Origin of the sequence: Kitasatospora sp. NPDC004799, assembly GCF_040609095.1 — a bacterium.
Taxonomy (GTDB): domain Bacteria; phylum Actinomycetota; class Actinomycetes; order Streptomycetales; family Streptomycetaceae; genus Kitasatospora.
Genome location: NZ_JBEXJK010000151.1, coordinates 1 through 18,403, shown reverse-complemented (window position 1 = coordinate 18,403; position 18,403 = coordinate 1). Strand labels below are relative to the sequence as shown.

The window sequence follows — 18,403 nt, the reverse complement described above, 5'->3', positions numbered from 1 at the left end:
GGCTCGGTCGGCGCCCCGGCCCGCTTCTCCGGCGCCCCGACCGCCCCGGCCGCCCCGGCCGCCCCGGCCGCAGCGGCCTGCACCTTGCGCCGGCGCGGGATGCACACCGCGGCGAGCGCGCCGAGCCCGACGGCGCCGCCGCCGACGAACAGCGCGGGCACCAGCCCGTCCGTGAAGGCCCGCGCCGACTGGTAGCCGCCCTGTGCCGAGAACACCGCCGCGAGCACCGCGACCCCGAGCGCCCCGCCGACCTCGCGCAGCGCGTTGTTGGCGCCGGAGGCGATCCCCTGCTCCTGCGGCCGGACGCTGGCCATCACCAGCTGGGCGGTCGGGCCGAAGTACAGCGACATGCCGATCCCGCAGATCACGATGGCCGGGATCTGGGCGGGGTAGTCGAGGCCGCTGCTCCCGTCCGCGACCAGGGCGAACAGCACCAGGCCCACGGCCTGCAGCGCCAGCCCGGTGGCCACGATCGGCCGGCCGCCGATCCGGTCGGAGAGGATGCCGGCGACCGGCGAGACCAGCAGCGGCATCGCCGTCCACGGCAGCATCCGGACGCCCGCCTCCTGCGGGCTGAAGCCGCCGACGCCCTGGAGGTACTGGCTGATCAGGAAGATCGAACCGAACATCCCCAGGTACATCAGCAGGCTGGCCGCGTTGACGGCGGAGAAGGCCCGGTTGCGGAACAGCCGCATCGGCAGCATCGGGTGGGCGGCCACCCGCTGCTCGTACCGGACGAAGGCGACCAGCAGCAGGGTGCCGGCGATCAGGGCGCCGAGGACCAGCGGGCTGGTCCAGCCGTCCGGGTTGCCGCGGATCAGGCCGAGCACGACCCCGAACATCCCCAGGCTGACCAGCAGGGTTCCGGGCACGTCCAGGGCCCGGCCCGCGCCCCGGCTCTCGCCCAGCCGCAGGAAGGCCAGCGGCAGCAGGACGAGGCCGACCGGGACGTTCACCCAGAAGATCCACTGCCAGGAGAAGTGCTCGGTCAGCGCGCCGCCGATCAGCGGCCCGGCGGCGACGGCGAGGCCGCCGACGCCCGACCAGATGCCGAAGGCCAGCCCCCGCCGGGCCTCGGGCACCGCGGCGGTGAGCAGGGTGAGGGTGAGCGGCATCATCACCGCGGCCCCGGTGCCCTGGAGGGCGCGGGCGGCGATCAGCTCGCCGATGCCCGGGGACAGCGCGGCCGCGGCGGAGCCGGCGGTGAAGACCGCCAGGCCCACCAGGAAGATCCGGCGACGGCCGAAGCGGTCGCCGAGCGCGGCGCCGAACATCAGCAGCACCGCGAAGCTCAGGGTGTAGGCGCTGACCGTCCATTCGAGGTCGGACAGCCCGCCGCCGAGTTCCTCGCGGATCGACGGCAGTGCGGTGGTGACCACCAGGTTGTCCAGGGCGGCCATGAAGCTGGACGCGCTGACGATCACCAGCGTCCAGATCGCGGTTCTGCCCATGGTCGGTTTCTCCGTCATGACGTCCCCCAGGTTCCTCTAGGTAGTTATTGCTCAATAACTTTCGTGGGCCGAAAAGAGGCCGCACGGACGCACCGCGCGGCCCGCCTACTCGGCCTTTCCGGACTCCTCGGGCTCCGAGTGCCCGACGTGCCCCCCGTGCTCCCCGTGCCCCTCGTGCTCGCCGAAGCCGCTCCACAGCCGGTGGTCCTGGGGGTAGCCCAGCGCCACCAGGGTGTTGATCAGCATCCCGTACGCGAAGAACTGCGTGGCGTCCGCCATGTCGCCGCCGATCCGGATCCTGACCCGGTCGAACAGCCCCTCCCAGAGCCGTCGGGCGGTCTCGCCGATCTCCTCCTCGCCGGCCGCCCGGGCCGAGAAGACCGAGACGTAGAGCTGCATCTGCATCATGAGCTGGTCGCGGTCCTCGACCAGGCTCAGGTACGCGCCGGACATCGCCTCGGCGGCCTCCTGGCCGGACAGCCCGGCCGAGGCCTCGTCGAACACCCGCCAGGTCTCCTCGACGCAGCGCTCGGCGGCCGCGGCGAAGATCGCCTGCTTGCCCGGGAACAGCCGGAACAGGTACGGCTGCGAGACGCCCACCCGACGGGCGATCGCCTCCGTGGAGGTGCCGTGGTACCCGCCCCGGGCGAACTCGATCAGGGCGGCCCGGACGACGCTCTCGCGCCGCTCCTCCGCGCTCATCCGGATGCTCGACTTCGCCATGGGTTCCAAGTTAGTGGCCAATCACTATCTTGGCAAGGCCCGCGGCCGCGGCCGGATCTCCCGTGCGGGACGGGAGCTCCGGCCGCGGCCGCCGAAACGTGGGGCCGAAGCGCGGGAGCCGCTCAGCCGAGCCGGACGACGGCCCGGGACATGCCCAGCACCTTCTGCCCGCCCGTGGTGGCCAGCAGGTCGACCTGCACCCTGCGGTCGTCCAGCTTCTTGGCGACCTTGGCCGAGACCTCGATCACGGCGCCGACCCCGTCGTTCGGCACCGGCACCGGGCGGGTGAAGCGCACGCCGTACTCGACCACCGCGGCCGGGTCGCCGACCCAGTCGGTGACCACCCGGATCGCCTCGGCCATGGTGAACATGCCGTGCGCGATGACGTCCGGCAGGCCGACCTCCAGCGCGAACCGCTCGTTCCAGTGGATCGGGTTGAAGTCGCCCGAGGCGCCCGCGTAGCGCACCAGTGTGTCGCGGGTCACCGGGAAGGACCGCGCCGGCAGCTCGGTGCCGACCTCGACCTCGTCGTAGCTGATCGCCATCGCGCTCACTCCCCCGCCTCGTCGGCGGCCCGGGCCACCAGGGTCATGACCGACGTCACAACGTGCTCGCCGGTCGCGTCCGTCACCTCGCCGCGCACGGTGAGCACGTCGTTGCCCGCCAGCGACTTGATGTTGTCGATGGTCACCTCGACCGAGAGCCGGTCGCCGGCCCGCACCGGGCGGGTGTAGGCGAACTTCTGGTCGCCGTGCACCACCCGGCTGAAGTCCAGGCCCAGCTCCGGATCCTCGACCACCTGGCCCGCCGCGCGGTAGGTGATCACGAACGGGAAGGTCGGCGGGGCGATCACATCGGGGTGGCCCAGCGCCTTCGCCGCCTCCGGGTCGGTGTACGCCGGGTTGGCGTCGCCGACCGCGGTCGCGAACTCGCGGATCTTCTCCCGGCCGACCTCGTACGGCTCGGTGGGCGGGTAACTACGCCCGATGAAGGAGGGGTCGAGCGCCATGGCAGCTCCTCGGAACGCGGGTGGATACGAAAAAAGCTCCGGGCCGCACCCCCTGTGAGGGATGCGGCCCGGAGCAGAAGACCTGAATTCACACAGGCCCGTCGCCCTACTGGAGGGTCAGCGGGTCTCGCGGTGCGCGGTGTGCGAGTTGCAGCGGGGGCAGTGCTTCTTCATCTCAAGACGGTCCGGGTCGTTACGCCGGTTCTTCTTGGTGATGTAGTTCCGCTCCTTGCACTCCACGCAGGCCAGCGTGATCTTCGGGCGGACGTCGGTGGCAGCCACGGGAGTGCCTTCCTTGGACAACGAATAAGAACACAACAAGAGTAGCCGACCGGGAGTGCGATCTCCCGACCGACTACGCGGGGTAGCGGTGACCGGACTTGAACCGGTGACACAGCGATTATGAGCCGCTTGCTCTACCAACTGAGCTACACCGCCACAGTGATCCGCAGCACAGCCGGAGCTGACTGCTTCTCACCCGAGCCCCCATGCGGAATCGAACCGCAGACCTTCTCCTTACCATGGAGACGCTCTACCGACTGAGCTATAGGGGCGAACGAGGAAGAGATTACACGTTTCGCGCCCGGAGGTGAAATCCGTATCCCGCGGCGAAGACCGCAGGTGGGCGAGGGGTACGGACGGACGATCCAAGGCCCGGCGTTCGATCGGCCCGCGAGCCGCACGGCCCGACCCGATACGACTATTGCCCGCCTCCCGGCAGCCCGCCCCCCGGGCCCATAGGCTCGACGCTCATTGATCGGGAGGACTGGCCGGCGGTACGGGCCAGCCGTACGGGGCCGACCGCACGGGCCGGCGCGAGAAGGAGCCGGCGATGGACAGCGCAGCCGCCGACGGGCCGCACCCCGGGCCCGGCCCGGCGGCCAACCCGCTCGGGCACGGCCCGGTCCTGCTGCTCACCGGCGCCAAGCTGGCCGACGGGCGGGTGGTGGACGTCCGGATCAGCGGCGACCGGATCCAGGCGGTCGGCACCGTCGGCAGCCTCGGCCCGCTGCCCGCCCTGCCCGGCGCGCCCACCGTCACCACCGGCGCCCGGATCGACCTGCGCGGCTACCTGCTGCTCCCGGCCCCCGCCGAGGCGCACGCCCACTACGACGCCGCCTTCTCCGCCGCCCTGGCCACCCCGCCGCCGGACACCCCGGCCGACCTCACCCGCAGGGTCACCGAGGCCGCGCTGACCTCGCTCGGCTACGGCGCCACCGCCCAGCGCACCCACGTCCGGATCGGCGACGTGCACGGGCTGCGCCGACTGGAGGCGGTGCTCACCGCCCGGCAGGCGCTGAGCGGGCTGGCCGACCTCCAGGCGGTGGCGATGCCCCGGCTGCTCACCGGGCGGGCCGGCGCGGACGGCCGGGCGCAGCTGCGCGAGGCGCTCAAGCTGGGCGCCACGGCGGCCGGCGGCTGCCCGGAGCTGGACCCGGACCCGGCGGGGTACGTGCAGCTGCTGTTGGAGGCCGCCCGGGAGGCGGACTGCTCGGTGGACCTGCACACCAGCGCCGGTGACACCGCCCAACTCGCGCGGATGGCGGGGGCGTTGGCGCCACTGCGGCCGCGGGTGACGCTCGGCCCGTGCGGGGCGCTGGCCCGGGGCGGCTCGACGGTGCTGGCGACCAGCGGGGTCCGGGTGGTCTGCCTGCCGCAGAACGGCTGCTGCACCGGGCTCGAAGGCCGGACGGCGGGCCAGCGGCCGGGCCTGGTACGGGAGTTGGCGGCCGCCCGGGTGCCGCTGGCGGCGGGCAGCGGGGCGCTGCGCGACCCGTCCAATCCGGTCGGCCGGGCGGATCCGCTGGAGTCGGCCTATCTGCTGGCGGCCGGCGGGGAGTTGGACCCGGAGGCGGCGTACGACGCGGTGGCGAACCAGGCCCGGGCGGCGCTCGGCCTGGCCCCGGTCCGGGTGGACGCCGGGTTCCCGGCGGAGCTGCTGGCGGTGCGCGGGGACAGCCTGGCCGGGGCGCTCGCGGGCGGGCACAGCCGGCTGGTGGTGCACAGCGGCCGGGTGGTCAGCCGGACCAGTGCGGTCCGGGAGTTCGCGGACACGGTGGCGCTGGCGCTGCCCCGGCAGGCCGGGGGCGCGGAGGGCTGAGCGGGGGGCTGAGCGGGGGGCTGACCGATCTCCGGACCTCCGGGTCTCCGGAGCACATGGGGGCTCGCGACGGATGTCGCGCGCCCCTCCCCCACCTGCTGACCGTCCGTGGACGGCGGACGGAGCGGTCCCGGGCTTCCCCCACACGGAGCAAGGGCCCGCTCGTTCGACACCGACACTACGCCTGCGGAGCACCGCCCCCGGGCGGCCTTGACGCCCTCCTGTCGCCCGTCGAGCCGCTCTTGACGGCACGTTGACGGGCCCCGCCGGCACCGGCGCGCCGGCCCGTCACGGCACGTACCGGTACCCGATCCCCGGCTCGGTGATCAGGTGCCGCGGCCGGGCCGGATCGCGCTCCAGCTTGCGGCGCAGCCCGGCGAAGTACACCCGCAGGTAGTTGCCGCGCCCCTCCCGGGCCGGGCCCCACACCTCGCGCAGGATCTGCCGCCCGGGCACCAGCCGGCCGGGGTTGGCGAGCAGCAGGGTGAGGATGCGCCACTCGGTCGGGGTGAGCCGGACCGGGCCGTTCGGGCCGCTCACCGTGGTGGCCGCGAGGTCCACGGTGTGGTCGCCGATCACCGGCCGGCCCAGCGGCACGCCCCCCGGCGGCCGACGCAGCACGGCGCGCAGCCGGGCCAGCAGCTCGTCCATCAGGAAGGGCTTGGTGAGGTAGTCGTCGGCGCCCGCGTCCAGGGCGCCGACCTTGTCGGCGGCGTCGGTCCGGCCGGAGAGGACGATGATCGGCACCGCGCTGCGGGTGCGCAGGCCGCGCAGCACGTCCATCCCGTCCAGGTCGGGCAGGCCGAGGTCGAGCAGGACGGCGTCCGGGGCGGAGTGCGCCGCGCGGTCGAGCGCCTCGCCGCCGCTGGCGGCGGTGCGGACGGCGTACTGCCGGGCGCTGAGGTTGATCCGCAGGGTGCGCAGGAGGGCCGGCTCGTCGTCGACCACCAGGATTTCACTCATGCGAACGGCTCCTCCCCGGGGGCTCCGGGCTCGGTGGTGGCGGGCTCGGTGGTGGCGGGCGCGGTGGTGGCGGGCTCGGTCATGGCGGGATCGGCTACGGGCAGGGTGAGCAGCATGGTGGTGCCGCCGCCCGGGGTGTCCTCGACCTCCAGGCTGCCGCCCATCGCCTCGGCGAGGCCGCGGGAGAGGGCGAGGCCCAGGCCGACGCCGGTGGTGTTGTCGGTGTCGCCGAGGCGCTGGAAGGGCAGGAAGACCCGGTCGCGCTCCTCGGGGGCGATGCCGGGGCCGCGGTCGATCACCCGGATCTCGACCTGGTCGGCGTGGTGGCTGGCGGTGACCAGGACGGGCGCGCCGGGGGCGTTGTACCGCAGCGCGTTGGTGATCACGTTGGCGAGCACCCGCTCCAGCAGCGGCGGATCGGCGAGCACCGGCGGGGCGGTGTCCAGGTCGAGCGGCTGGACCGGCGCGTACGGGTCGGGGAGGCTGTCCAGCGCCCGCGGCAGGATCTCGTCCAGGTGGGTCTCGGTGAGGTGCAGGGTGAGCGCGCCGGCCTGGAGGCGGCTCATGTCGAGCAGGTTGTCGACCAGCCGGGTGAGCTTGACCAGCGACTCGTCGGCGGTGGCGAGCAGTTCGGCCTGGTCCTCGGAGGAGAACTCGACGTCGGGGCTGCGCAGCGAGCCGACCGAGGCGCGGGCGGCGGCCAGCGGGGTGCGCAGGTCGTGGCTGACGGCGGCGAGCAGCGCGGTGCGCATCCGGTCGGCGGCCTTGATCGGCTCGACCTCGGCGGCCACCACGGCCAGCCGGTCGCGCTCCAGCGCGGCGGCGACGTGGGCGGCGAAGGCGGTCAGCACCCGCTGGTCGGCGGCGGGCAGCCGGCGGCCGGTGAGCACCAGCACGGCCTCCGCGCCGACCGGGACCTCGGTGGTCTCCTCCGGCCCGTCGCCGTCGCCCGGGTGGTCCCCCTCACAGTGCGCGAGCACCTCGCCGTCGGCCCGGGAGAGCAGGGCGACGGCCCGCATGCCGAAGGCCGTCCGGGACTTCTCCAGCAGGGCGGGCAGCGCGTCGGCGCCGCGCAGCACGCTGCCGGCCAGGGTGGAGAGGGTCTCGGCCTCGGCGGTGGCGCGGGCGGCCCGGCTGGTGAGCCGCCCGGCGTGGTCGACCACGGTGGAGACGGTGAGCGCGATGGCGGCGAAGACCACCAGGGCGACGATGTTGTTGGTCTCGCCGATGGTCAGGCTGTGGGTCGGCGGGATGAAGTAGTAGTTGAGCAGCACCGAGGCGACGACCGAGGCCAGCAGGGCCGAGACGGCGCCGCCGAGCAGGGCGACGATGACCACGCCGAGCTGGAAGATCAGCGCCTCGGTGGTCAGGTTGATGGTGTGGTCCGCCTGCGAGAGCAGGCCGGTGAGCAGCCAGGGCAGCACCAGGCCGGCCACGTAGCCGGCGATGGTGCGGCGCCGGGAGTGGCGGCGGCCGAGCGAGGGCAGCCGGCCGCGGCCGGTGAACTCGTGGGTGACCATGTGGACGTCGATGTCCTCGGAGGCGTCCACGGTGGTCTGTCCGGTGCCGGGGCCGGTGAGGAAGCGGTTGATCCGGCCGCGGCGGCTGGTGCCGAGCACCAGCTGGGTGGCGTCGTGGGCGCGGGCGAAGGCGAGCAGCGCGGTGGGGACGTCGTCGCCGACCACCACGTGGTAGCTGCCGCCGAGGGTCTCCACCAGCTGCCGCTGCTGGGCGAGCGCGCCGGAGGAGGCGCCGGCCAGGCCGTCGCTGCGGGAGACGTGGACGGCCAGCAGGTCGCCGACGGCCGTACGGTCGGCGATCCGGGCGGCGCGGCGGATCAGGGTCTCGCCCTCGGGGCCGCCGGTGAGGGCGACCACGACCCGTTCGCGGGTCTCCCAGACCCGGTCGATGTTGTGGCTGGCCCGGTAGTCGCGCAGGCCTTCGTCCACCCGCCCGGCCACCCAGAGCAGGGCGAGTTCGCGCAGGGCGGTGAGGTTGCCGACCCGGAAGTAGTTGGAGAGCGCGGCGTCCACCTTCTCCGCCCTGTAGACGTTGCCGTGGGCCATCCGGCGGCGCAGCGCCTGCGGGGCCATGTCGACGAGTTCCAGCTGGTCGGCCCGGCGGACCACCTCGTCCGGGACGGTCTCCCGCTGGGGGATGCCGGTGATCTTCTGGACGACGTCGTTCAGCGATTCCAGGTGCTGGATGTTGACGGTGGTGATGACGTCGATCCCGGCGGCGAGCAGTTCCTCGACGTCCTGCCAGCGCTTGGCGTGCCGGCCGCCGGGGATGTTGGTGTGCGCCAGCTCGTCCACCAGGACGACGGTCGGACGGCGGGCGAGCACGCCGTCGAGGTCCATCTCGTCGAACTCCGCGTCCCGGTAGGAGCGGTGGACCCTCGGCAGGACCTCCAGGCCGTCCAGCATCGCCTCGGTGTGGCGTCTGCCGTGGCACTCGATGTACCCGACCACGACGTCGGCCCCGCGCTCCTGTCTGCGCCGGGCCTCGTCCAGCATCCGGTAGGTCTTGCCGACCCCCGGCGCGGAGCCGAGGTACACCCTCAGCCGGCCGCCGCGGTTGGCGGTGCCGGGGGTGAGGTCGCGGGCCATGGGCACTGCTCTTTCCATCGGGAGGGATGCAGGTCTGCGGACGCGGGTCGGCCGGCCCGGGCGCCGGAGACGTGCTCCCGCGCCCGGGCCGGCCCGGTCACCCGTCTGTGCGTGGCGGTGTCACTTCTGCTCGCTGAGCGCCTTGTTGAGCAGCACGACGTTGACGCCCTCGTCGCCGAGGAAGCCGAGCGAGCGGCCCTCGGTGTACTTCTCGACCAGCTTGTTCACCGTCTCCACCGGCAGGTCGCGGTTCTTGGCGACCCGGCCGACCTGCTCCTTGGCGTAGGCGACGGAGATGTGCGGGTCGAGGCCGGAACCGGAGGCGGTCAGCGCGTCGGCCGGGACGCTCGCCGGGTCGACGCCGTCGAACGCGGCGACGGCGGCGCGGCGCTCGTTGACGGCCTTCAGCAGGTCCTCGCTGTTGGGGCCCTGGTTGGAGGCGGCGGACGAGGAGGCGTCGTAGCCGGTCCCGGCAGCGGACGGGCGGGGCTGGAACCACTTCGGGTCCGGCTGGGCCGCCTCGTCCGGGGCGTCGCCCGTGGTTGATCCGGAAGGGGCCTTCTTCGGGAGGTCGAAGCTCTGGCCGATCAGGCTGGAGCCGACCTCCTTGCCGTCGGACTTCACGGGCGAGCCGTTGGCCTTGTCGCTGAAGGCGACCTGGGAGATGCCGGTGACCAGCAGCGGGTAGGCGACCCCGAGGATCACGGTGAGCACGAGGAGCACCCGCAGGGCCGTGAAGTGGGTGCGGAGGGTCGTCGGCAGGGGCTTGGACATGGTTTTCTCTCCTTCCCTGCGTCAGTTGAGGCCGGGGATGAACTGGACGATCAGGTCGATCAGCTTGATGCCGACGAACGGCACCACCAGACCGCCGAAGCCGTAGACCCCGATGTTGCGGCGCAGCAGCGAGCTGGCGTCGGACGGACGGTACTTGACGCCGCGCAGCGCGAGCGGGATCAGGCCGATGATGACCAGGGCGTTGAAGATGATCGCCGAGGTGATCGCGGACTGGGGGCTGTGCAGGCCCATGATGTTGAGGTGGCTCAGGCCCGGGTAGACCCCGGCGAACATCGCGGGGATGATCGCGAAGTACTTGGCCACGTCGTTGGCGATCGAGAAGGTGGTCAGCGCGCCACGGGTGATCAGCAACTGCTTGCCGATCTCCACGATCTCGATCAGCTTGGTCGGGTTGGAGTCCAGGTCGACCATGTTGCCGGCCTCCTTGGCCGCCATGGTCCCGGTGTTCATCGCGACGCCGACGTCGGCCTGGGCGAGCGCGGGGGCGTCGTTGGTGCCGTCGCCGGTCATCGCGACCAGCTTGCCGCCCTCCTGCTCCTTCTTGATCAGGGCCATCTTGTCCTCGGGCGTGGCCTCGGCGAGGAAGTCGTCCACGCCGGCCTCCTCCGCGATCGCCTTGGCGGTCAGCGGGTTGTCGCCCGTGATCATGATGGTCTTGATGCCCATCCGGCGGAGCTCGTCGAAGCGCTCCCGCATGCCCTCCTTGACCACGTCCTTGAGGTGGATGACCCCGAGGACGCGGGCGGGCTTGCCGCCGAGCCTGGTGGCCACGACCAGCGGGGTGCCACCGGCGGCGGAGATCCCGTCGACCAGGGTGGAGACCTCGTCGCCGACCGAACCGCCGTTCTCGGTGACCCAGTTGGTGACCGCGCCGGCCGCGCCCTTGCGGACCTGGTGGAGGCCTTCCGATTCGTCCAGGTCCACGCCGGACATCCGGGTCTGGGCCGTGAACGGGACCCAGGTAGCGTGGGTCAGCTCGCCCTGGGCGCGGGCCCGCAGGCCGTACTCGGTCTTGGCGAGGACGACGATCGAGCGGCCCTCGGGGGTCTCGTCCGCGAGGGAGGAGAGCTGCGCGGCGCTGGCCAGGTCCTCGGTGGAGACGCCCGGGGCGGGCAGGAACTCGGCGGCCTGGCGGTTGCCCAGGGTGATGGTGCCGGTCTTGTCGAGCAGCAGGGTGTTGACGTCGCCGGCGGCCTCGACGGCGCGGCCGGACATCGCCAGCACGTTGCGCTGCACCAGCCGGTCCATGCCGGCGATGCCGATCGCGGAGAGCAGCGCGCCGATGGTGGTCGGGATGAGCGCCACGATGAGGGCGACCAGGACGATCATCGACTGCGGGGCACCCGCGTAGGTGGCCATCGGCTGGAGCGTGACGACCGCGACCAGGAAGACGATGGTCAGCGAGGCCAGCAGGATGTTGAGCGCGATCTCGTTCGGCGTCTTCTGCCGGGCGGCGCCCTCGACCAGGGCGATCATCCGGTCGATGAACGACTTGCCGGGCTCCGAGGCGATCTTCACCACGATCCGGTCCGAGAGGACCTTGGTGCCGCCGGTCACCGCGGAGCGGTCACCGCCGGACTCGCGGATGACCGGCGCGGACTCACCGGTGATCGCCGACTCGTCGACGGACGCGACGCCCTCGACCACGTCGCCGTCACCGGGGATGACCTGCCCGGCCTCGACCACCACGTGGTCGCCGAGGCGCAGCGCCGTACCCGGGACCTCCTCCTCGTCCTGCGAGGCGGGCCAGTTCGTCAGCCGGCGGGCGACGCTCTCGGTCTTGGTCTTGCGCAGGGTGTCGGCCTGGGCCTTGCCGCGGCCCTCGGCGACGGCCTCGGCCAGGTTGGCGAAGACCGTGGTGAGCCAGAGCCAGACGGTGATCGCCCAGGCGAACACGGACGGGTCGGCTATCGCGGAGATCGTGGTGACGACCGAGCCGACCTCGACCACGAACATCACCGGGTTCTTGACCATCACCCGGGGGTCGAGCTTCTTCACCGCGTCCGGCAGGGACGCGACGATCAGCTTCGGGTCGAGCAGGCCGCTCGCCACTCTGTGCGGCGCGGCGGGCTCGACGGCCTGGTCGGCCGGTGCGGGGTTGAGCGTAGGGGTGGACATCAGGAGGACAGACCTTCCGCGATCGGCCCGAGAGCCAGGGCCGGGAAGTACGTGAGGCCGACGACGATCAGGATCACGCCCGACAGCAGGCCCACGAAGAGCGGCTTGTGGGTGGGCAGGGTGCCCGGGGTGGCCGGGACCGGCTGCTGCTGGGCGAGCGAGCCGGCCAGCGCCAGGACGAAGACGATCGGCAGCAGCCGGCCGAAGATCATCGCCAGGCCGAGCGCGGTGTCGTACCAGTCGGTGTTGACGGTGATGCCGCCGAAGGCCGAGCCGTTGTTGTTGGCGGCGGAGGTGAAGGCGTACAGCACCTCGGAGAAGCCGTGGGCGCCCGAGTTGAGCATCCCGGCCCGCTCGCCCGGCAGGGCCATCGCCACACCCGTGCCGACCAGCACGATGGTCGGGGTGGTGAGGATGTACAGCGAGGCGAACTTCATCTCCCGGCCGCCGAGCTTCTTGCCCAGGTACTCGGGGGTGCGGCCGACCATCAGGCCGGCGACGAACACCGCGACGACCGCGAGCACCAGCATGCCGTACAGGCCGGAGCCCACACCGCCGGGCGCGATCTCGCCCAGCATCATGTTGAAGACCGTCAGCCCGCCGCCGAACGGCGTGAACGAGTCGTGGAAGGAGTCCACCGCACCGGTCGAGGTCAGCGTGGTCGAGGCGGCGAACAGCGAGCTGGCGGCGATGCCGAAGCGCTGCTCCTTGCCCTCCATCGCGGCGCCCGCGGCCTGCAGGGCACTGCCCGAGTGGTGCGACTCGGCCAGGGTCAGCAGGGCGGTCGAGGCGATCCAGAACAGGCCCATCACGGCGGCGATCGCGTAGCCCTGGCGGTTGTCCCCGACCATCCGGCCGAAGGTCCGCGGCAGCGCGAACGGGATCAGCAGGATCAGGAAGACCTCGACCAGGTTGGTGAAGCCGGTCGGGTTCTCGAACGGGTGCGCCGAGTTGGCGTTGAAGAAGCCGCCGCCGTTGGTGCCGAGCAGCTTGATGACCTCCTGGGAGGCCACCGGGCCGCCCGGGATCTTCTGCACGCCGTCGGTGAGGGTGGTGATCTCGTGGAAGCCGTGGAAGTTCTGGATCACGCCGTTGGCGGCCAGCACCAGGGCGAAGAGGATCGAGACCGGCAGCAGCAGGCGCAGGTTGATCCGGACCAGGTCCACCCAGAAGTTGCCGACCCGGTCGGTCCTGTTCCGGGTGAAGCCCCGGATCAGCGCGCCGACCACGGCGATGCCGACGGCCGCGGAGACGAAGTTCTGCACCGCCAGGCCGGCCATCTGCGCCAGGTGGCCCATCGCGGACTCGCCGCCGTAGGACTGCCAGTTGGTGTTGGCGACGAACGAGATGGCGGTGTTCCAGGCCTGGTGGCCCTCCATCTGCGGAACGCCCAGGTTCAGCAGCAGGTGGCCCTGGAGGCGGATCAGGCCGTAGAGGAAGAGGACGGAGACGGCCGAGAAGGCCAGCACCGAGCGGAGGTACGCCGACCAGCGCTGGTCGGCGTCACCGTCGACGCCGATCAGCTTGTAGATGCCGCGCTCGACTCTGAGGTGCTTGGAGGTGGTGAGGATCTTGGCGATGTAGTCGCCAAGGGGGCGGTAGCACAGGGCCAGCGCGCCGACGAGGGCGAGGGCCTGCATCCAGCCCGCGAGAGTGGATCCCATGTCAGAACTTCTCCGGGAAGATCAGCGCCACGACGAGATAGCCGACGAGTGCGACGGCCACGATCAGACCAGCGATGTTCTCGACGCTCATGCGGCCACCTCGCTGCGCTCGCTGGGCGCCTGGCGCGACACGCGCCTTTCGATGGTTCGTTCGCTGCGCTCGCTCACAGCTTCTCCACCCCCCGCGCGATCAGGGCGATGACGGCGAACACGGCGACCGTGACACCGACGTAGATGAGATCGGACATGGGCTCCACCAGGGTGGTTCGGGAGATGCCGCGACCTGGCCGGAGGGGCTCGCGCGGCGCCGGTGGACGACCGGCAGATGCAGCAAACCAGCCGTCAGGGGCGCGTTATGAGGGCCCTGACGCCGTCCATACGGGTGAATGCGCGACGTTGACGCGGCCTTGACGGGCGCTTCACCGGACCGAGACCGTCGTGATCGGGCCGAGATCCGGCGGTGGCTTGTCTCCGTACCCGGGAACGGGACGGCCCCGGGCGGCACGCTGCCGCCCGGGGCCGTCCTCCCCGTTCCCGTTCCCGTTTTCCCGTTCCCGCTCTCGTTCCCGGTCTCCCGCTCCTGGTCACATCCGCATGCGCAGTCGGCAGACCACCGCGTCGGTGTGCCGGCGCAGGGCGCGGTCGATCACGGCGCCGCGCCGGTTCTGCAGCGCCCGCTGCCACCAGCGGGCCGGCTCCACCTCCGGGATCAGCACGGTCAACCGGTCGTAGGCGTGCTCCGCGCCCAGCTCGTTGACGAAGTCGGCGATCGGCCGGCCCAGCCGCCGGTGGGCGTCCGGGAGCTCCACCAGCGGCACGCCCGGCCGCCACAGCTCCCAGTCCCGGCGCAGCGCCTCCGCGGCGGCCGGCTCGTGCACCACGGTCACCGCCATGACCTCGTCGCCGAGCGAGAGCGCCGCCGACAGGCCGTCCCTGGTCAGCCGGGTGATCGCGGTCACCGGGACGACGACCAGGCTGCGCTGCCTGGTCACCGGGCCGGGCACCCGGCCCAGCTCCAGCCGCTCCCCGATCCGCGCGTAGCTGCGGTGGACGGCTTCGAACAGCGCCACCAGCAGCGGCAGTGCCACCACGATGCCCCAGGCGCCCTCGGTGAACTTGGTGCCGGTGACGACCAGTGCCGCGACGCCGGTGAGCAGCGCCCCGAAGCCGTTCAGCGCGGCCTTGGCCCGCCAGCCGGCGGGCCGGTGCAGCAGCCAGTGCCGGACCATGCCGACCTGGCAGACGGTGAAGCCGACGAAGACGCCGATGGAGAACAGCGGCACCAGGCTGTTGACGTCCCCGCCGGAGCCGGCCAGCAGCGCCGCCGACACCGCGGCCAGGAACAGCACGCCGTACCGGTACACCTGGCGGTCGGCGCGCAGCGCGAACAGGTGCGGGAGGTGGTTGTCCCGGGCGAGCAGGTCGAGCAGCACCGGCAGGCCGCCGAAGGAGGTGTTGGCGGCCAGTCCGAGCAGCACCACGGTGGCGAACTGGACGACGTAGAAGCCGAAGCCGTGGCCGAGCGAGGCGTCGGCGAGCTGGGCGAGCACGGTGACGCCCTCGACCGGCTGGAGGTGGAAGCGGCCGATCAGCACGGCCAACCCGATCAGCATCACGCCGAGCAGGGCGCCGAGCGCGACCTCGGTGTGCTGCGCGCGCCTGACCCGCGGGGTGCGGAAGGAGGGGACGGCGTTGGCCACCGCCTCCACGCCGGTCAGGGCGGAGCAGCCGGCCGCGAAGGCCTTGAGCAGCAGCAGCGCACCGACGGTGGTGGCGTTCTCGGCGAGGGACGAGGCGTGGCCGGCGGCGGCCACGGTGCTGGCCGGGGTGTCCCGGAACAGGCCGGCCACGATGATCGCCAGGATGGAGAGCACGAAGACGGCCGTCGGCGCCATGAACCAGCGGGCCGACTCGGCGATCCCCCGCAGGTTCACCGCGGTGACCAGCGCCAGCACGCCCAGGCAGAGCCAGACCCGGTCGCCGTACAGGCTCGGGACGGCCGAGGTGAGCGCGGCGACGCCGGCGGTGACGGAGACCGCGACGTTCAGGACGTAGTCGACGACCAGCGAGGCGGCCGCGGTCAGCGCGGTCCGGCGGCCCAGGTGCGCCTTGGCCACCGCGTAGGAGCCGCCGCCGTCCGGGAACGCCGCGATCACCTGCCGGTAGGAGGCGACCAGCACCGCCAGCAGCACCGCGATCGCCGCGGTGACCGGCAGCGTGAAGCCCAGCCCGTACGCCCCGGCGGCGGCCAGCACCAGGACGATCGACTCCGGCCCGTACGCGACCGAGGCCATGGCGTCCAGCGAGAGCGCGGCCAGCCCGCCGAGCGCGCTGAGCCGGTGCCGCTCGTCGCCCGCGCCGGTATCAGGCGGCTCGGATCCGGCCGTCACGGCCGGGGTGGTGGTGGCGCTGGACATCGGACGGACCTCCGCAGTCGGTAGTTGGTCCGATCCTGCGGTCCGCCCGCCCGCCGCCCGGCGGGCCCCTACGCGTTCCTGACGCCGCCGCCTGCGGCCCTGACGCGCCCTTGACGGGCCCGCCGCGCCGCGCGGGCCCCGTCCGGTGGCTGTTGGCGGGGGTGGGACGAGCCGTTGTCCCGGCGGTCGCCGGCTGGGAAGACGATCAGCTCCGTCGAAGGACTCCCACCCCCGGCACCCCACTCTGCTGCCTGGGCCCCGTAATTGCAAGCAATGTGCAATAAGTCCACCCGGACCCCACCCCCACCAACCCGCCCGCCACCCCCGGCCCCGCACAAACGAAACAGCCCCCGATCCGCGTTTCCGCAGATCGGGGGCTGTTTCTCTATCCTGTGGCTGGTGCAGGGTTCGAACCTGCGTAGCTTGCGCGACAGATTTACAGGCCGCTGACCAGGGGGGATCTGACCAGGCAACTCACGCTCCCGAGCCCCGCCTGGTCCGCCCCTGGTCCGGATCATGATCCCGGAACCCCCGACCAACCCACCCCCGCGAGCACCCCAAGGGCCGGGCTCGGGCAGCGTCTCCGCTGCCCGAGCCCGGCCCTTCTGTGTTTCCGATCACGCTCCGCCGGTCGCATTGGCGACGCCGAGGTCGAGCCGGGCCTGTGAGTGGTAGACGTTGAGCAACTCGATCAGGACGGCACCGTCGGGCACGCCGGCGTACTCACGGGCCGCGATCTCGGTCTCCCACAGCGCGGCGTTCACCGCCTTCGCCGCCTCCACCGCGGCCGGACTCGCCAGCAGCACGAGCGTCTCGAAGAGCGCCGACCGCTGGATCTCCGCCTGCTCCATCGTCGCCAGGAACTCCACCCGCGCCATCGACCCCGCCTCGGCGTCGACGGCTCGCTTGGCCACCGCCGCGATCTCCTTCACGCAGGTCGCGTACTGCACGTAGGTGTCGAGCTTCCGCTCGTCCCACCGCGAGGCCATCAGCCGCCGATGCTTGACCCGCTCCGCCCACCCGGTGGCCACGAACGAGGTGAGCGCCCCCAGCAGGACGCCCACCAGCGTGACGATCTGAGTAATCACCGCCCAGAACCTACCGACACCACGCAGCTAGCGACAGGGCGAAACCTCGCAACGAGAGAGCCCATCTCGGCGCCGTCCGCGGAGCCACGGCCACGCCCTCGTGAGGCTTTGGGTAGTACACGCGGCAGGCCTGGGCGTAGGCACTCCCATGAACAGCCTCCATTTTGGAAGTTGTTTTTGTTGGGGCGAGGGCACCAAACTAGAAGCGACGAGAACCTCGTCCGACCGAGAGACAAAGTGAGAGCCTCCGCGCACACGCGGGCCCGGCCCTGGCTGCAACCAGAACCGGGCCCTCAGCGCGGGGTTAAGTAGGCCCGGCCGAGCACCTACCGGCCGGGCCTACTTGCTGCCCGCCCGCTGTCGTCCGTCCCCTGGCCTCACACCTAATGGATGAGCCTCCCCACACACTCGGCAATCGTGACCATGAGCCCGAGCCCGCTGATCCCGACCATCCACCAATCGGGGCTGTTCAGTCGCTTGCTCGACCTCCGTGACCTACGTGCCATGCCAGGACCCCTCCTGCTCGACCCCGTCGGGTGCCACCCCAACGGGGTGCAATACGGGCCCGGTTGAGCCCGAAACGAGGGGAGCACCGGGGACCTGACGGGCAAAAGCCTATCGCCCGACGGCCGAGTTACGGGCTGGGAGGCAAGGCCGCCATGTTGCAGATCGAGCTGGTAACTTCTCACGCAACATGAGACCTGATTAACGGTCCATTTTCGCGGTGGTGTGATTCGACCGCCGCCCCTGAGATCGCCCGCCAGAGCCCCCTTGTAGCGCCTCGGCGTGTCGCGGCCAACAGTCACGTGATGTTCGTCACATCAAGGCCTGCTGGCTGCCTTCCAGGGCAAGGAGTCGGCGATGAGCTGCATTGAGTCCACGATCGCTACAGCGCCAGCAGCAGCCAACTTGGCCTCCTTGCCTGGCTTGTTGGCGTAGCCGATCGTCGGAACGCCAGCGGCCTCCCCTGCCTCGACGTCGCGGGCCGCGTCGCCGATGAAGACGCTGTGCTCCGGTCCGATGCCTGCGGCTTCCATCGCTTCGAGCAGGAGGCGCGGGTTCGGCTTCATGGAGGAGGGGTCACCCGGGGTACGCCCAAAGACGCCCGCCACGTAGTCGCTGAGACCGTGCTCAGCGAGGTAGACCTCAATGGCCACGCCCGCGTTGTTGCTGACCACCGAGACCAGTCGGCCGGAGAGGGCGGCAGCGCGCAGAACCGATTCGCCGCCTGGGGTCGGGCGGGCGACCCGAATAGCTTCGGTTTCCAGCGCCGCGAGCGCGGCGTCCGTGGTCTCCGTGAGATCGGGGCAGGCGTCCGCGACCAGGCGGAGCAGGGCAAGCGGGTCGATCTCCTCCTCCGCTCCGGCCGGGGGGCGGGGCGCCCCCCGCGACCCGCCACCGCACCGGCGGCGGGCGCCCCCCCCCGCGGGGGGGGCGGGCGACCCCCGCCGCCACGCCCCCGCGG

15 protein-coding genes and 2 tRNA genes are annotated in these 18,403 nt (G+C 72.2%); 1 reads left to right on the top strand and 16 read right to left on the bottom strand.

The features are described 5' to 3' along the window. From ABZW03_RS20140 to ABZW03_RS20110, 7 genes are all read right to left on the bottom strand, one after another. On the bottom strand, positions 1-1,469 hold a 1,469-nt coding region (locus ABZW03_RS20140; RefSeq protein ID WP_355259760.1), incomplete at its 3' end, for an MFS transporter. An 87-nt stretch (positions 1,470-1,556) separates the two neighbouring features. Further along, the gene (locus ABZW03_RS20135) at positions 1,557-2,174 is read right to left on the bottom strand and encodes a TetR/AcrR family transcriptional regulator (RefSeq protein ID WP_355259757.1); all 618 of its coding nucleotides are present in this window, start codon (positions 2,172-2,174) and stop codon (positions 1,557-1,559) included. Positions 2,175-2,296: 122 nt separating this feature from the next. Beyond that, complete coding sequence (locus ABZW03_RS20130) at positions 2,297-2,719, bottom strand: MaoC family dehydratase (protein ID WP_355259756.1); 423 nt, start codon at positions 2,717-2,719, stop codon at positions 2,297-2,299. A 5-nt stretch (positions 2,720-2,724) separates the two neighbouring features. Next, a complete protein-coding gene (locus ABZW03_RS20125; RefSeq protein WP_355259753.1) occupies positions 2,725-3,183 on the bottom strand; it encodes a MaoC family dehydratase N-terminal domain-containing protein in 459 nt (152 codons plus the stop codon). Positions 3,184-3,300: 117 nt separating this feature from the next. Beyond that, positions 3,301-3,465: a 50S ribosomal protein L33 gene (gene rpmG / locus ABZW03_RS20120; RefSeq protein WP_006604855.1), complete on the bottom strand. Its 165-nt coding sequence runs from the start codon at positions 3,463-3,465 to the stop codon at positions 3,301-3,303. A gap of 83 nt (positions 3,466-3,548) precedes the next feature. Next, positions 3,549-3,621 (bottom strand) — tRNA-Met (locus tag ABZW03_RS20115). A 43-nt stretch (positions 3,622-3,664) separates the two neighbouring features. Beyond that, positions 3,665-3,737 (bottom strand) — tRNA-Thr (locus ABZW03_RS20110). A gap of 278 nt (positions 3,738-4,015) precedes the next feature. Here ABZW03_RS20110 and ABZW03_RS20105 point away from each other — a divergent pair. Next, positions 4,016-5,284: a hydrolase gene (locus ABZW03_RS20105; protein WP_355259750.1), complete on the top strand. Its 1,269-nt coding sequence runs from the start codon at positions 4,016-4,018 to the stop codon at positions 5,282-5,284. A 288-nt stretch (positions 5,285-5,572) separates the two neighbouring features. Here the strand turns inward: ABZW03_RS20105 and ABZW03_RS20100 are convergent, their stop codons facing one another. The 9 genes from ABZW03_RS20100 to ABZW03_RS20060 form a co-directional block, all read right to left on the bottom strand. Beyond that, a complete protein-coding gene (locus ABZW03_RS20100; RefSeq protein ID WP_355259747.1) occupies positions 5,573-6,247 on the bottom strand; it encodes a response regulator in 675 nt (224 codons plus the stop codon). Continuing rightward, the gene (locus tag ABZW03_RS20095) at positions 6,244-8,856 is read right to left on the bottom strand and encodes a sensor histidine kinase KdpD (protein ID WP_355259744.1); all 2,613 of its coding nucleotides are present in this window, start codon (positions 8,854-8,856) and stop codon (positions 6,244-6,246) included. Before ABZW03_RS20095 ends, ABZW03_RS20100 begins: the two co-directional genes overlap by 4 nt. A 120-nt stretch (positions 8,857-8,976) precedes the next feature. After that, positions 8,977-9,630, bottom strand: a complete 654-nt coding sequence (gene kdpC / locus ABZW03_RS20090; protein WP_355259741.1) for a K(+)-transporting ATPase subunit C — start codon at positions 9,628-9,630, stop codon at positions 8,977-8,979. Positions 9,631-9,651: 21 nt separating this feature from the next. Beyond that, positions 9,652-11,769, bottom strand: coding sequence for a potassium-transporting ATPase subunit KdpB (gene kdpB / locus ABZW03_RS20085; RefSeq protein WP_355259738.1), 2,118 nt, complete (start codon positions 11,767-11,769; stop codon positions 9,652-9,654). Then, positions 11,769-13,433 carry a potassium-transporting ATPase subunit KdpA gene (gene kdpA / locus ABZW03_RS20080; RefSeq protein ID WP_355259735.1) on the bottom strand — a complete coding sequence of 555 codons (1,665 nt, stop codon included), beginning with the start codon at positions 13,431-13,433 and terminating at the stop codon, positions 11,769-11,771. The genes kdpB and kdpA overlap by 1 nt, the downstream gene beginning before the upstream one ends. Before the next feature lies 1 nt (position 13,434). Further along, a complete protein-coding gene (kdpF, locus tag ABZW03_RS20075) occupies positions 13,435-13,524 on the bottom strand; it encodes a K(+)-transporting ATPase subunit F (RefSeq protein WP_035794954.1) in 90 nt (29 codons plus the stop codon). 493 nt (positions 13,525-14,017) lie between these two features. Beyond that, a complete protein-coding gene (locus ABZW03_RS20070; RefSeq protein WP_355259732.1) occupies positions 14,018-15,850 on the bottom strand; it encodes an APC family permease in 1,833 nt (610 codons plus the stop codon). Positions 15,851-16,467: 617 nt separating this feature from the next. Further along, positions 16,468-16,938: a hypothetical protein gene (locus ABZW03_RS20065; RefSeq protein WP_355259730.1), complete on the bottom strand. Its 471-nt coding sequence runs from the start codon at positions 16,936-16,938 to the stop codon at positions 16,468-16,470. A gap of 821 nt (positions 16,939-17,759) precedes the next feature. Further along, positions 17,760-18,263, bottom strand: a complete 504-nt coding sequence (locus ABZW03_RS20060; protein ID WP_355259762.1) for an HAD-IA family hydrolase — start codon at positions 18,261-18,263, stop codon at positions 17,760-17,762. Positions 18,264-18,403: the final 140 nt, after the last annotated feature.